This is a genomic window from Prosthecobacter sp., assembly GCF_044236155.1.
In the GTDB taxonomy this organism is placed as follows: Bacteria; Verrucomicrobiota; Verrucomicrobiia; order Verrucomicrobiales; family Verrucomicrobiaceae; genus Prosthecobacter.
In genome coordinates this window covers 199,034-213,721 of sequence record NZ_JBIIHA010000001.1, presented here as the reverse complement: position 1 = coordinate 213,721, position 14,688 = coordinate 199,034, and the positions used below count along the sequence as shown (strand labels likewise).

The following is a 14,688-nucleotide window of genomic DNA, read 5'->3' as shown; positions in this document are numbered from 1 at the left end:
GTTTTTTCGTAAATACCCGCCCGCATGGCTGACGAATCCGCTCCTTCCTCACCTACGTCCGACACCCCGCCGCCACGCACCACGGGCGGAGGCTTTCGTTGGGAACCACCGACGGCGGAGGAGCTGCAGAACCTAATGCCGGGTTACACCATCGAGAAGATCCTCGGTCGTGGCGGCATGGGCGCGGTGTATCGCGGCGTGCAGACGAACCTGGATCGTCCGGTGGCCATCAAGATTCTCCCGCCCGGCGTCGAAAAGGAGGACCCCAGCTTCGCCGGGCGCTTCAAGAGCGAGGCGAAGCTCATGGCGAAACTCAATCATCCCGCCGTCGTCGCTGTCTATGACTTCGGTACCACGCTGGGCGGCCAGCTTTACTTCGCCATGGAGTATGTCGATGGCAGCGATGTCTCGCAGATGATCGCCTCGCAAGGCAGGCTGCCGCCGGAGCATGCGCTGGCCATCACCGCGCATGTGTGCGACGCGCTCCAGGCCGCGCATGAGCTGGGCATCGTGCATCGCGACATCAAGCCCGCCAACGTGCTGCTCAACATGAAGGGACAGGTCAAGGTGGCCGACTTTGGTTTGGCGAAGGTGGAGGAGCCCGGCAGCCACGGCCTCACGAAGACGGGTTACGCCATGGGCACGCCCGACTTTGTGGCCCCCGAGGCCCTGATGCTCGGCACCGCCATTGATGGCCGCGCGGATTTGTATGCGGTGGGCGTCATGCTCTACCAGATGATCACGGGCAACATCCCGCGTGGCGCGTTCAAGCCCGCCTCGGTGCTCGTGCCGGGTTTGGACCCGCGTTTCGACCCCATCATTCTCAAAGCGATGCAGCACGATCGCGCGGACCGCCATCAAAGCGCCGCCGAGCTGCGGCGTGAGCTGGATGTGATTTTGACGGTGCCCTTCGTGCGCAATGACGCGCCGGTGAGCGCGGCGATTCCTGTGGCGCAAGTGGCCCAGGCCCCCGGCCAGCGCAGCGCCGTGGCGCAGAAGCCCGTCGGCAAACCGCCGCAGCCGTCAAAAGGGAGCGCGGAGACTCCTCTCCGCTCGTCTGCTCCAGGCGGTGCAGCCGCGAAGAAACCTGAAGCGGGCAAAAGTGCCCGCGCTCCTCTCCTCATCGGCCTTGGAGCCGCCGCGGCCATCGGCATCGGTGCCTTCGTCATGTTCGTTGGCAAGAAGGACGCGAAGCCAAAGAGTTCAGGCGCTCCTTCGAGCGGAACCAGTGTGGTGCAGGCCTCCGGCCTGCCTCCCAAACCCGCAGCCGGGACGGCGGCACCACCTTCCAAGCCCGCTGAACCTCCCAAAACCACAACCGCTTCCTCTCCCGCCGCCTCCAAGCCCTCCGAGCCTCAGTTCCCACCGGGGAAGTGGGTGAAACTTTTCCAACCCGGCTCTGCATTCAAACCACCTCCTGGCGCCACCTATGATAGCGATTGGATGCACTTTTCAGGCCCGGCATTCGCTTCGGATTTGGTGGTGCACAATCAGGGCGGACGCATGGTGATCGATAAATTGAGCAGAGCGGACCCAAACGGGAATGCGGCAATTATACAACTTCGATATCAAGATCGTGATAACACCTATGCTTTGCGCATGAGAAGTTCTGGCGCTTTCGAACTTGTTTACACCCCTGACAGAGACCAACTAGATAGCGATAAAGCGGCCTATTTACACCGGGGCAAGTTGGATTCTCCCTCTGATGCGCCTGTCGCCCTGGAAGTTGCTGGAGTCGGGACGACTTTGATCATTCGACTTAATGGCAAACTCGTTGCCACTGTTAAAGACACCAAGCTTAAAGAGGGCAGACTTCGAGTGATATCAGCTAACGGCGTGAAGGCCGTCGAAGTCATCAACCTCGACGGCCTCAGCGAGGCCGAGGCGCTCAAGATCCTCGGCGTGGATGAGAAGGGCAATGACTTGCGCCAGCCTGCTGCCGTCACATCCAGCGCATCGACTTCCGCCTTACCGGCGGCATCCAATATCTTGCCACCGTCTCAGCCGCTTAGCCTCCGCTTTCCCCTGACCATTCCAAAACTTCCCAGCATGGCCGGAGATGCCGTCGTGTTCCGTCTTGATGGACTGCCGATGACAGGCAGCGATGCGGAGCTCAGCCCGCCGACCAATGTGCATGACGCGGTTAGGATATCCGCTTTCGACACAAAGACCCCTTCATTTGCGAGTGTGCATGCCGTGATCGTGCGCGCCGATGGCTCAGCCATGGCCTGGGGACACGATGTCAGCGGATGCACCAAGATACCTTCGTCATTGAAGGATGTGGTGGACGCAGCCGCAGCAGGCAGCCGCACGCTCCTCATCACCGGCGGCGGACGCTTGCAGTACTTCGGCAGTGCCAGCGGACGTGATCTTTCCGGCTTGGAAGACGGCAAAAAGCCAGTGGTATCCCTTCAACTCGGCGATGGCTTTGATTCCGTCCAGGTGGCGTCCGGTGAAATCGTCAGCCTTCGCACCAACCGCCACTCAAATGACAATCCATTGATCAAACTCGGCCCGCTGGCCGCCATCGCGCGTCACGGAGACATCGCAGCTGCCGTTTTACCTGATGGGCACATCTCATGGATCAGACCCCCAGGCAAAGCATCCACCTCAGAGCCCTTCCTTCGAGGGCCCTTCGAGCACTTCCGTCTGGCATACTTGGGAGGTCAGTGGATAGCCGTTGCTTTCGATGGCAAAGGCCCCGTGGGCGTCCACCCAGAAAACAAGGCACAGCTGTTCACCGGCATGACCGAGGTTGTGACGAATGGCGCCATCACCGCCGGACGTATCGGCAATGACACTTGGAAGTTTTACGGCGACAAAAGCCAACTCGATGCCGCAGCATGTGAGGCGGCCTCCAAAGGATGCTTCACCCTCGTTCTCACTGCAAAATATGGATTCGGCATTAAGACCGCCGCTGTCATTGCCGAGGAGCACCAGGCAGCGCAGGCCGAGGCCATGGCCGCCATCCCGGAGCTGAAGACGCTGCATGAGCAGTTCGTGAAGCTGCAAGCCGAGCGCGTCACCGCGCCCTTCGAGGCGGAGTTGGCGAAGCTCAACGCGGGTTACGTCGGCGGCATCGACCGGGAGATTGCGAATGAGAAGAAGGCCGGGCATCTGGATGGCGTCATCGCCCTGGAGGCGGAGAAGAAGCTCATCGCCGACAAACAACCGATCCCCGCCGAAGACGACGCGGCGACCACCGAGGCGCTCAAGAAGCTGCGCGGCATCTACCGCGCCGCCTACGCGAAGATTGAGGCCACCCGCGTCGCGAATTTGAAGCTCCTCACCGATCCGCTGGACAATCGCCTCAAGCAGTTGGAGGCCACGCTCACCCAACAGGACCGCATCGCCCATGCGAAGACCGTGCGCGAGTATCGGGAAGGATTGGGTAGGGCGGGCAGTCCCTTGCCCGCCGCCGCCACGCCCCAGACGGTGCTTGGAGGACCAAGCGCCCTACCGCTGAACCCCGCCGCCATGCTCGCCATGAAGGACGGCTTCACCAACAGCCTCGGCATGAAGTTCCTGCCCGTGAAAGGCACCGAGGTGCTGTTCTGCATCCACGAAGTCCGCTACAGCGACTACGCGGCTTATGCCGCCGATTCACCCGGCGTGGACGGCACCTGGAAAGATCAAAGCGTGGATGGCTACGCCCTCACGGAGAACAAAGAAAACCATCCCGTCACGAAAGTGAGCTGGGAGGACGCGCAGAAGTTCTGCGCCTGGCTTTCCAAGAAAGAAGGCAAGCTTTACCGCCTGCCCACCGATGAGGAGTGGAGCATCGCCGTCGGCCTGGGGCGCAAGGAGAAGCCCGGCAAAAACATCACCCCGGCCATGCTCAGCGGCAAAGAAAGTACCGAGTTCCCCTGGGGCGGTGAATTCCCTCCGAAGACCAAGGACCAGGCCGGGAACTACAGCGATGCGAGCCGAAAGGCGAAGGCACCCATCGGTGCCGCCCAATATCTCGAAGATTACGATGACGGCTTCCCAACCACCGCACCCGTGATGAGTTTCAAGCCGAACAAGTTTGGCCTCTATGACATGGGCGGCAACGTGTGGGAGTGGTGCGAAGACTGGCTCGATGCTGCACAAAAAGACCGCGTTCTCCGGGGTAGTTCGTGGACCAGCTACGACCGCGGCAATTTGCTGTCGTCGTGTCGTGATCGCCGAATTCCCGGGTATCGCTACAACCACAGCGGCTTCCGTTGTGTGCTGGTGGTGTCTGGAGGCTAGGCTCGCACCCTTAATCCTTTGCTCGAAATCTGCGCGCAGTGTCGATGCCGCTGCCATCGCCGCCTTCCAGAAAGAACGCGCGGACGTGAAGGTGACGCGCTGAGTTCGAAGGGAGCGCACGCGTCCCGCGTGCTGTTTCCCGCGTCCTCGCGGGGAACGGTGCTGGCGTTCACATCCTCTCCTCAGCCGTGGCAGACCCGGCGCACACTCAGGGACGGGCTGCGGCGGGACGCCGCCGCCGACACGCGGGACGCGTGTGCTCCGGTTTCCAGAAAGAACGCGCGGACGTGACGGTGACGCGGTAGCCCTGTAGGCGCAGTCACCAGACTGCGGAAGGCGAGCGTCCCCAGGCTCTCGACAGCTCCCGAATCTCCTCGTTCGGGCGAACGAGCCTACGGCGGCCTCCCTAGCTCAAGAGCAGGAAGAAAACACAGTGGCACATCTTTCCCGCAGATGGTAGCCTTCGCTATATGACGGTAACTCTCCAAATCCCCGACTTCATCGCTGCGAGTCTGCACCTGATGGACTCGGGGCGCGAGCAGCGTGTGCTGGAGGCGTTGGCGCTGGAGGGCTATCGCAGCGGCGATCTTTCGCGCGGGCAGGTCGGCGAGATGCTCGGCATGGACTACTGGGACACCGAGGCCTTTTTGAAGCAACATGGCGCGGGTTATGGCCTGAGTGCGGATGATCTGGAGAAGGACCGCCAAGAGCTCGAAAAAATGCTCGCAGCGGCATGAACGCCGTCGTCACGGACACTTCCCCCCTCAATTACCTGATCCAAATTCATCAGGCCGGCTTGCTCGGCAGATTGTTTCAGAGAGTGATCCTGCCGGGCAGTGTGCTGCGAGAGCTGCTCGATCCGCACGCCCCAGCCTTGGTGCGCGAATGGTGCCGCGAGCTTCCTGATTGGATCGAGCCGCATGACCACGCAGGTCCGGCCGTGTCGTATGGGCTCGACGCAGGCGAGACAGAGGCCATCTCCCTCGCTCTCGATCTCCGCATCCAAACGGTGATCATGGATGAGCGCAAAGGCCGGCGTGTGGCCGAGGAGCATGGTCTGACCACCATCGGCACACTCACGCTGCTGGAAGCCGCTGATGCGAGAGGCTTCCTCGACTTCGAGAACGCCCTGAATGACCTTCGTGCCACCAATTTCCACGCAGGCGAGAAGCTGCTGTCCGCCTGCCTGGAACGTGTGAAGCAGCGGCGGAATGCCTGACGGACCCATCAAACCGGGACACTGCGGAAAGAGATGCCCGGTTGCGCCATCGCGCTGATCAAGCGGTATGATTGAGGACGGCATGTAGGCGCAGTCACCAGACTGCGGAATGCGAGCGTATCCCGGCTCTCAACAGCTCCCCAGTCCCCTCGTTCTGGCGAACGAGCCTACGCCCGCCGATGTAGGCGCAGTCGCCAGACTGCGGAAGGCGAGCCTCCCCAGGCCCTCGACAGCTCCCGATCCCCTCGTTCTGGCGAACGAGCCTACGCAGCGGGCTGCGGCCAAAAAAATCCTTGCCATCCGGCCCGGTTTTTGGTGCAATTTTTCGTCACCAGCCCGCCTCCTGCCATGAAGCCTCTTCATTGGGACGCGATCAATCCTTTCACAGGAAAGCCGTTCACTTGGGATGACCCCAATCTGAGATGGGGGGACCCCTCCTATTACCTGGAGCCCGGAGACGAGGGTTTTGTGCCTTACAACACGCCGGCGCCGAAGCCCGCGCCGAAGAAGAAGCCTTTTCGCCGCAAGGCGAAATCCGCAAACCACAACCCACCCAACCCAACCACCACCATGCCCACGTTCCAATACCACGTGGCCCCCAATCCAAAGGGGGGCTTTACCACGCGTCCCGTCCTTGGCGATCCGGTGACGGACGAAGTGTTCTTCAACATCGCCGCCACCAAAAGCGGCGGTCTCACCGCGGACCAGATCAAAACAGCGCTCACCGCCGTGCTGGACACGATCCTCGAATGCAGCAGCGGCTGCGCCTTTTCCAACGACCTGCTGGGCAAGCTGCGCTTCCGCCCCACCAGCGGCGGCAGCCAGCCAGGACCGGGGGACTTTGACAATCCGGATGAGATGAACTGCGATGTGGCCCTGAGCATCACCGCGGAGACGCGCGATGCCTGGCGCTCCACCCTCACGCTCGAAAGCCTGGGCGAGGTGGGCAAGGTGAGCCCGGACATCGACAGCATCCTGAGCCAGGAAAACGACGCGCCGGGCAAATACGCCCCCGGCACGATGATCGAGCTCAGCGGCCACCGGCTGGACCTCGACAAGAGCGATGTGACGCAGGGCGTCTTCTTCCGCAGCGGCAGCAACGCGGAGGTGCGCGCCACGGTGTATGGCACCATCACGCCCACGTCCCTCTCCGTCCTGGTGCCCGCCACGCTCAGCGGCCCCCTCACCGTCCGTGTGGCGAACAAGATCAACGGCAGCGTGCGCTCCTTCACCTTCATGGACGCGATCACGCCGATCACCTGAGCCACCCCGCACGCACCGCCGGGTCAGGGGTGGCGAATCCACCCCTGACCCATGGCGATGCGAGGGGGCACCCATCGCAACGCCTACCCTGACCCATCGCGCTTCATGGGGTCACCCCTCCCGCTGCCAGGAGTCACTCGTCATGCTTCACAGAGTCACCCCTGGCACCGCATGGAGTCACCCATCGCAGCTCCACCCCTGACTCATCGAAAAGCGAAGGGTGACTCCTCCAGCCTCCAGAGGGCAACCTTCAGCGCATCTCGCCCTTGTGTCGCCCTGACTGGCCCTGCGAATGTGAATAAACTCACGCATTGTGAATAATTTCTTGCCAGTCACTCGACGCTCTGACACTCTTTGGCAATTACCGTGATTCATTCAAAAAATCACATTCAGGGATCGGCAGGCTTGGCACTCCCCTTGCGCCAAAGACAAACCGTCCCTTCCGGTCAAACACCGGAGCCAACCTCAAACACAGAACCATCATGGACCGCGACGACCATCCTGCATCGGTAGCCCAAACCCTCATCTCCACCCGTCCGTCCGATTCTGGTCCTGTCTCTAGCCCCTTGTCACCCGCCCCCGCCAACTCCCGCCGCCGCCGCTCCGGTCCTGTCGTAGGCACCAAAACCTTCGTCCTGGACACCAACGTCCTCCTCCACGACCCGGCCTGCATCCACCGCTTCGCCGAGCACCATGTCTGCATCCCCGTGGATGTGCTGAGCGAGCTGGACCGCTTTAAAAACGAGATGACCGAGCGCGGCTCGAACGCCCGCGAGGTGCATCGGGCGCTGATGAAGATCTTCACCGCCAAGGACGCTTCCGTCACCGAGGGCGTCCCCACCTCCGGCGGCGGCAGCATCCGCCTCGCCGTTTATGATCCCGAGGACGCCCGCAAATACGCCAGCGTGCAGGGTTTCGAGCGCATCTTCCACGACCTCGAAAAAGCCGACCACCGCATCCTCGCCTGCACGCTCTGGCTGCGCGAGCAGGTCTCCCCGCCCGTCATCCTCGTCAGCAAGGACCTCAACATGCAGCTCAAGGCGCGCGCCGTCGGCATCGAGTGCGAGGATTACCTGCACGACAAGGTCGAGCCCCGCGAAGTCGCCAACTTCGACATCGCCCGCATCGAGGTCACGCAGCACGAGCTGCAGCGCTTCGCCAGCAGCGGACGTCTCACCCTGCCGGAGCAGCGCATCGCCGGCATGGTCATCAATGACTACGCCCTCCTCTCCGCCGGGGAAAAGGCCACCATGCCCGCCAAGCTGGGCGCCAACGCCGAATTCGTCCGCCTCCATCACACCCCCGAGTCCATCAAGGTCGGTCAAGGCCGCGCCATCAAGCCCATGAACCTCGGCCAGGCCTGCCTGCTCGACGCCCTGCTCGACCCCGAGATCAGCCTCGTCACCTGCTACGGCCAGGCGGGCACGGGCAAAACCCTCCTCGCCGTCGCCGCCGGTCTCCAGCAGGTCTTTGGCCGCACCTACCACGGCCTCACCGTCAGCCGTCCCATCGTCGCCATGGGCCAGACGGTCGGCTTCCTGCCAGGCTCGTTGCAGGAAAAGATGCGCCCCTGGCTGCAGCCCGTCTATGACGCGCTGGACCTCCTCATGCGCCCCGTCGAAGGCAACCAGCAGGGACCCGCCCGCAAAAAGAACCGCTTCCTCCCCGACCCCCAGCAGGTGCAGGCCCCCGCCGCCCCATATGACCACCTCATCCAGCAGGGCATCATCGAGGTCGAGGCCCTCTGCTACATCCGCGGCCGCAGCATCCCGGACCGCTTCTTTGTGCTCGATGAAGCGCAGCAGCTCACCCCGCTGGAGGCCAAGACCATCGTCACCCGCATGTCCCGCGGCTCGAAGCTCGTCCTCGTCGGCGATCCCGCGCAGATCGACAATCCGTATGTGGATTCCCGCAGCAACGGCCTGGTGTATACCCGCCAGCGCATGCGCGGCCAGGCCTTCGCCGCCCACGTTCCGCTGGTCAAAGGAGAGCGCAGCGCCCTCGCCGAGGCCGCCGCCCGCCTGCTGTGACCTCCATTCAGCGTGCCAGCTCGCCCGTGCAAAAAACGCGCAAAGTTTTTTGAAACGGAATCGACCGCGCCTCGTTTAACGACGCACGCGCAGGCATGGGAATCCAAAAAAACCCGCGCTCTTCGTTCAAACCAAACCAAATCGACCACACACAATCATGAAAGCGATCACCTCGATCCTCTCCATCCTCGCCCTCGCCGCCACTCTCAACGCCGCCGAAGGCGACGCCAAGAAGCCGGAAGCTGGCAAGAAAAAGGCTCCCCCGTCTCCTGAACAGATGATGAAGAATCTCGACAAGGACGGCAACGGCTCCATCTCCAAGGAAGAGTGGCTCGCCTCCCCCGGCGCCAAGAAAGACGCCGCCAAAGCCGAGGAACGCTTCGGCAAGATGGACAAGAACAAGGACGGCTCCCTCTCCAAGGAAGAGATCACCCCGAAGCCCAAGAAGGACGCCAAGTAAGCCGTCTTTGACTTGAGTTTCCGCTCAATCATCAGCCGCACCCGCCACGAGCGAGTGCGGCTTTTTCATCTCACGGCGGTGGCAGCGGCACGTCGTTGATCGTCGGAGCCTGCGGGATCGCCGCCGGGGGAGGCGGCAGGAGTGGATTCGCAGGCAGGGCTGCCGCCGGAGCTGGCTGCATGGCACGGCGTTGCGGCGGAACCGCGCCGGACACGGGAGACACCGCGGCGGGATTTGGCGCTGGAATCACCGCCTTTTGCACCACCTCCGCAGGTTGCGCCGCGCCGGCGGCGGGGTCGGCGAAGGTCACCCACCCTGCCTGGTCGCCCTTTTGCAACTGGATGCGGGTCTTGTCCAAACTGGCACCGGGAGTCACCTGCCGGATCTTGATGCCCATCTCGTTCTCGGAGCCGATGCGGGCCTCCATGACCTGCGAGGTCGTGCGGTCCACCAGCACGGCCACCACGCCGCCGTCGATCTCGTAAACACCGCTCAAGCTGAGGTTGTCCGCGAAGTTCGGCCCGCCCGGTGTTTCCGGGGCCGGCAGATCCTTCGTGGTTACAATGGAGCGCTCCCACAACGCGGCGAAATGCTCCAGCTTCGGAAGCGCGACCGGCGGCGATGCCTTTTTCTCCTCCTGGGCATGGACGCCCAGAGTGCTCAACAACACCCAACCGAGAACCGAGAACTGAGAACCGGAAACTTTCATGATTAGTTGGCTTTGGTGACCTTCGGGGCCGCTTTCTCGCGGTAGAACTGCGTGAACTCGACCTCGACATTGACGGTCTTGTTCGAGCCGCTGGGATTGATCTGCAGCCGTGTGACGCCGAGAAAGCTCCCCGGCTTCTGCAACTCATGCAGCCACGAGAAAAGGGCCTTCTCCGGCACTCCGGTCAGGATGGTCTTGATGGCGGCCTTGTCGAAGTGCCCCTCCTCGTCGTCCACCGGCAGGCCGTCGGCGCCGATGACGCGCGCCGGTTCAAGGAACTCGGTGGTGCCGATGGTCAGCGAGTGCTTTTGCGCCTCCTGCGAGACGACTTCGAGCAGCTTGGCGGACGCGTCCTTGTTGCTGGTGAAGCCGGGCACGGTTTCATCGAGCCAGGCGTTCCGCTCCGCCCACTCCGCGCCCTGGGAGATGGCCAGGTTCATGGAAGCCAGGCGGTCGCGCAGCAGCGCGACCTCGTCGCGCACCTCGAGGAAGTTGCGGAAGGCGAAAAGGCCGCCGCCCACGAGCACGATGCCGATGAACAGCGCGGCGAAGACGCCGAGGAGCATTTTCTCACTCTTTTTCATCGGCGGTGCCTCCTTTCATCTCAAAAGTCGCGCTCTGGTCGCTGGCGATGACCGGCGGCGGGCCGTCGAGCGCGAACCTCTCCAGCGCCTCGCTCGTTTTGAGGGCCTGGGTGTATTCCAGCGCGAGAGAGGCATTGGGCATGCGGCCGATGAGGCTCAGCTTGTCCGGGGTCCACTCCCAATGGGTGATGCTGGCCTCCTTCGAGGCCTCCGGCTCCATGCAATGCAGCAGCACCTGCTGCGGCCACACCGCGGGATCAACCGCAGGCGCGGCCTCGAGCCATGCTTTCTTATGATCCATCACGCGCGAGGCGCGCGGCATGAGATCGGCCACTTTTTCACGCAGCATGTTGCGCTCCTGCATGGCAAGGGCGGTCAATGTGGCGACGAGCGCGACGACTGCGGCGAGCACGGAGCCAAAAGTGAGCGCCAGCATGCGGGTGCGCGCGCTCACGGCTTGGCGCTGGCGTTCTTGGACAAGCTCGTCCGGCATCAGCAGGCTGGAGCCGCGCGGCGGCATCGTCGGCGCGGGCATGTCGCAGCGATACGGCGCGAGACCCGTGGCGCGCTGGATTTTGCCGATGTCGCCGTCCTCGATCCACAGCACGAGGCTTTCCAGACGGCCGAGAACACCTTGGAAGCCGAGTTGCAGGCAGATGTTGTTCAGCTCGGCCAGCGCATGGTCGTCGAGACGGACGGAGGAGAGCGGCGTGCAATAGACAAGCTGCGACCCGCTGGTGATCGCCACCACCAGGCGGCCCAGCTCGCGGAAGATCGTGATGCTGTTCTGCACCAGCGGATAGCAGAGCGCGTGCAGCGTCACTTCATCCGGAAGCCGGGACAGATCGCCCAGCGGCGCGGGCTCCTGCTTCAGCGCGATGATACGCGCGAGGTGCGCGCCGTCCTTCGAAGCCACGCCGCGCACCTGCACGGCGGCCTCGTCTTCACCGGTCTTCGCGCCCATGCGCTCCAGGTGGAGGAGCGCCATGCCGCGGAGATGCTCCTCGCCGCCTTTCAACCAGGCGGGCAGCACCCAGCAATGCGCGGCGGGCAGAGCCAGCACGCGATGCGCGGCCTGACGGCCGAAGACACCGCCATCCGCGGAATGATCAGCGCCTTTCGAGCACGACGCTTCCTCCACACCCGTCCAGCTTTGCCAGACGGACGCGCCGGGGAGCAGCAGCTCGGCGGTGGGTTTACGAGTTCGTGCCATGGAGAGGGATTTCACCACGCCAGACGGCCTGTCCGCCCTGCGTGATGAGAATGAGTTTGCGTTTCAGGGGGCCCAGACGGCCGACGCTTTCGATGCGGCGGATGGGACCGGCGAATTGAATCCATTGCGTGAGCTGCTCGACTGTCTGGCGGTTGAAGATGCCGAGCATCTGCGCCACCTGCGGCACGCTCGAAAGGCGCGCGTCGTCGCGCGTGCGATGCGCGCCGTCGCGACCGGCGCGGAAGGTCAGCAGCGGCTGCACGCGGTCCATCGGCACGTCACCGATCAGGGAAATGACCTCCGCGCTGGCGTCATTGATGTCGATGCGCCCGTCGCCATACACCGTGAACCACTCGCGCCAGTCCGGACGCTCCGCGTTCACGATGTCCATGCCGCGCACGTTCAGCATCTCCTCGACCTCCTTGAACGGACGGTTGAACGGCATGCCGTCGAAGCCGGCCTTCTCATACTCGCGTTTCTCCGCGCCGTTGAGGCTGGCGTTGCTGTCCGCGTCCACCCAGTCCTTCAGCGCGTCGCAAAGCGCGGCGGTGAACTCGGGTTTGAAGCCCCAGCGGTTGAAAAGACGGCGCAGCAGCACCTTGTCACCGGTTTGCAGCAGATGGTTGATGTTCAGCCGCGCCTCCTCGGTCTTCAGCGTCACGTCGAAGCCGCCGTCATCGTCGCTGTTGAAGTGCAGCAGCGGATCATCCTGCTGCATGGCCGGATGACGGGCCAGCTCGATGCCCGCCTCGGCGTAACGCTTGGCAAAAATGCGCCCGCGCATCATCCGCGTGTATTCGGTGTCCGCGTGCAGCGCCTTCGTGGCACCGAAGAGCACCATGCCGAGCACGAAGATCATCCAGAACACCGCGATGAGCGCGGAACCGCGTTCTTTGGAGTGGCGACGATTCGTCGCCACATCAATACGAAGTCCGGATGCCGACGAGTCGTCGGCGCTCCAAAGGTTCGTGTTGTGGCATTCGGTGGTCATTGCGGTGCTTGTGTGCCTTGGCCGGAGAGATCATTCGCGACCCAGAACGTGTATTCGTGCTCACGTGGATCGTTGAGGAAGGCGAAGCGCAGCTTCATGAAAAGCGGCGGCTTGAGACGCTTTTTAGGATCCCAGCTTGTGAACCATTTCTTTTCCTCCGCCTCGTAGAACTGCCACTGCATCTGCTTGAGGTTCTCGAGGATCGGCAGCTCGGCGAGGGTGCTGTATTCATCCTCGCGACGGGCGTTCTGCGGCCGTTTCAGATGACGCACGACCAGCGCGAGGCTTTTTTCGCCGTGTTCGCGCACGAGGCCGAACTCGACCGCGTCGGCCGTCTTGAGACGCTGATCCCACACGAAGGGCATCTGGCTGCCGGTGATGAACAGATTGCCCGACGCGCCTCGCGCGACCTTTTCGACGCCCGCGGCCATTGAGATGCCAGGCGGCACGGACTCAAAGTAATCACGCCATTGCGTGACGAAGTTCGAAATGCGTGTCTCGCTCACACGGGCCGCCCCCATTGACTTTCCGAGCTGCAGCGCGCCATCCGACACGCCAAACACGCCGCTGAGCACCAGGCCCACGAGAACGAGGGCGAGGAGCACTTCGAGCAGCGTGAAGCCTGCAGCGCTAGATCGGGCTGTTGGGCGAATAAACATAGGTTTCCATGGTGCGGACGATGCGGCGCGTGACGCCGTCGGTGATCCAGGCCTCGGCCCGGACGCGGAAAATGTGATCCAGCTCCACCTTGTCCTTTGTGATGAGGCGGACCTTCTCGATGGTGGCGCTGGCGTCGATGTTGTCGGCGGTTTTCGGGAAACTGACCTTCGTCGCCTTGAATTCAGGCTGGTGCGCGACTTCTGCGAGCACCGATTCGAGCACGCGCAGCACCTGCGCCTCCTGACGCGCCGCCGTGGTCGTTTTTGCGATGCCATCAATGGCCTGCGTCATGCCCACCGACACCAGCGCGAACAACGCGATGGCGAGGAGGATTTCGAGCAGGGCGAAACCCGGCGAAGGCCGAACTGGACGCAGGTTCTTCATCCTTTCGCGTGGAAGTCGAGGGTTTTGCGTTTCGCGCAGGCCGTGAGCGCGTCGAACGCGAGTTCGACCGTGCCGCCGGAACCGCTGAGTCGGACTTCGATCGGCTCGCAGATACCGGTGGGGCTGAATTCCCAGATTTCGCCGCGTTTGGGCGCGCGAAACTCACGCTCGCCGAAACGGCGTATTTCAAGCTTGCCGCCAAAATCGGCCGCTGAGCCAAACGAACCCGCGGCGAGCTGCATCCGCACGAGTTGCTGGTTCTTGACAGCCTGGAGCAGGCTTTCACGCGCCGTGGTCTCGATCACCGCCACTGCGCGGCGCAGGCGGTCCTCATCCTTGATGCCGGAGATGCTGATGATCGAGATGCCGAGCATCAAGGTGATGACGGCGAGGACGACGAGCATTTCGACGAGCGTGAAGCCCGCTGCGCGGGAATGAGGAATGGCGAATGACGAATGCCGAACGCTATTGTTCGTCATCGGGCATTCGTTCATTGGGATTTCCTTCGTCATTCTGAATTCCTCATTCGTCATTTTCAAAGCTGCCAGCTTCCGATGTCGTCGGCGTTGTCCGCGATGCCGTCAGGACCGGCGGAGTAGATGTCGAAGCCGCCCTTGTCCTTCGTGCCGGGCTTGCGGTAGTGGTAGGCGTTCCCCCAGGGATCGAGCGGCATCTTCTTCAGCTTGCCCTTCTCAACGAGGATGCCAATGCCCTGCTGGGTGGAGGGCAGTTTCATGGTATCGACCTCATAGGCGCGGACGGCGGACTGGATCTGGTTGATGTGGCCGAGCGCGGTCTTGTTTTTGCCGCCTTCGAGGACGCCGCCGAAGCTGACGACGCCGACTCCGACGAGCAGTCCGATGATGCCGAGGACGAGAAGCATCTCGACGAGCGTGAAGGCGCCGCGAAGATGCCGTGGATGGATGCGGGTGTGTTTCATGG

General features: G+C 62.8%; 14 protein-coding genes. 6 read left to right on the top strand and 8 right to left on the bottom strand.

Annotation, left to right across the window (positions count from 1 at the left end):
* Positions 1-24 precede the first annotated feature (24 nt).
* From ACILSE_RS00855 to ACILSE_RS00830, 6 genes are all read left to right on the top strand, one after another.
* Positions 25-4,233 (top strand): protein kinase domain-containing protein, encoded by a 4,209-nt coding sequence (locus ACILSE_RS00855; RefSeq protein WP_395715445.1) that lies wholly within the window; start codon positions 25-27, stop codon positions 4,231-4,233.
* A gap of 470 nt (positions 4,234-4,703) precedes the next feature.
* Positions 4,704-4,970: a UPF0175 family protein gene (locus ACILSE_RS00850; protein WP_395715444.1), complete on the top strand. Its 267-nt coding sequence runs from the start codon at positions 4,704-4,706 to the stop codon at positions 4,968-4,970.
* A complete protein-coding gene (locus tag ACILSE_RS00845; protein WP_395715443.1) occupies positions 4,967-5,452 on the top strand; it encodes a DUF3368 domain-containing protein in 486 nt (161 codons plus the stop codon). Before ACILSE_RS00850 ends, ACILSE_RS00845 begins: the two co-directional genes overlap by 4 nt.
* Positions 5,453-5,800: 348 nt before the next feature.
* The gene (locus tag ACILSE_RS00840) at positions 5,801-6,715 is read left to right on the top strand and encodes a DUF4469 domain-containing protein (RefSeq protein WP_395715442.1); all 915 of its coding nucleotides are present in this window, start codon (positions 5,801-5,803) and stop codon (positions 6,713-6,715) included.
* 566 nt (positions 6,716-7,281) lie between these two features.
* Entirely contained in the window at positions 7,282-8,745 is a 1,464-nt protein-coding gene (locus ACILSE_RS00835; protein ID WP_395715441.1) for a PhoH family protein, read from the top strand.
* 157 nt (positions 8,746-8,902) lie between these two features.
* Complete coding sequence (locus ACILSE_RS00830; RefSeq protein ID WP_395715440.1) at positions 8,903-9,205, top strand: EF-hand domain-containing protein; 303 nt, start codon at positions 8,903-8,905, stop codon at positions 9,203-9,205.
* 70 nt (positions 9,206-9,275) lie between these two features.
* On the opposite strand, the gene ACILSE_RS00825 is transcribed toward ACILSE_RS00830, so the two are convergent.
* From ACILSE_RS00825 to ACILSE_RS00790, 8 genes are read right to left on the bottom strand one after another with little or no spacing between them, the layout of a single operon-like run.
* Positions 9,276-9,914, bottom strand: coding sequence for a hypothetical protein (locus tag ACILSE_RS00825; RefSeq protein WP_395715439.1), 639 nt, complete (start codon positions 9,912-9,914; stop codon positions 9,276-9,278).
* A 2-nt stretch (positions 9,915-9,916) separates the two neighbouring features.
* Positions 9,917-10,498 carry a hypothetical protein gene (locus ACILSE_RS00820; protein WP_395715438.1) on the bottom strand — a complete coding sequence of 194 codons (582 nt, stop codon included), beginning with the start codon at positions 10,496-10,498 and terminating at the stop codon, positions 9,917-9,919.
* Positions 10,485-11,711, bottom strand: coding sequence for a hypothetical protein (locus ACILSE_RS00815; RefSeq protein WP_395715437.1), 1,227 nt, complete (start codon positions 11,709-11,711; stop codon positions 10,485-10,487). Before ACILSE_RS00815 ends, ACILSE_RS00820 begins: the two co-directional genes overlap by 14 nt.
* On the bottom strand, positions 11,695-12,702 hold the full coding sequence (locus ACILSE_RS00810) for a general secretion pathway protein GspK (protein ID WP_395715436.1): 1,008 nt from the start codon (positions 12,700-12,702) through the stop codon (positions 11,695-11,697). Before ACILSE_RS00810 ends, ACILSE_RS00815 begins: the two co-directional genes overlap by 17 nt.
* Positions 12,699-13,361: a prepilin-type N-terminal cleavage/methylation domain-containing protein gene (locus tag ACILSE_RS00805; protein ID WP_395715435.1), complete on the bottom strand. Its 663-nt coding sequence runs from the start codon at positions 13,359-13,361 to the stop codon at positions 12,699-12,701. Before ACILSE_RS00805 ends, ACILSE_RS00810 begins: the two co-directional genes overlap by 4 nt.
* On the bottom strand, positions 13,333-13,746 hold the full coding sequence (locus tag ACILSE_RS00800; RefSeq protein WP_395715434.1) for a hypothetical protein: 414 nt from the start codon (positions 13,744-13,746) through the stop codon (positions 13,333-13,335). Before ACILSE_RS00800 ends, ACILSE_RS00805 begins: the two co-directional genes overlap by 29 nt.
* Entirely contained in the window at positions 13,743-14,258 is a 516-nt protein-coding gene (locus ACILSE_RS00795; protein WP_395715433.1) for a prepilin-type N-terminal cleavage/methylation domain-containing protein, read from the bottom strand. The genes ACILSE_RS00800 and ACILSE_RS00795 overlap by 4 nt, the downstream gene beginning before the upstream one ends.
* Positions 14,259-14,281: 23 nt before the next feature.
* On the bottom strand, positions 14,282-14,686 hold the full coding sequence (locus tag ACILSE_RS00790) for a type II secretion system protein GspG (RefSeq protein ID WP_395715432.1): 405 nt from the start codon (positions 14,684-14,686) through the stop codon (positions 14,282-14,284).
* Between the last annotated feature and the right edge of the window lie 2 nt (positions 14,687-14,688).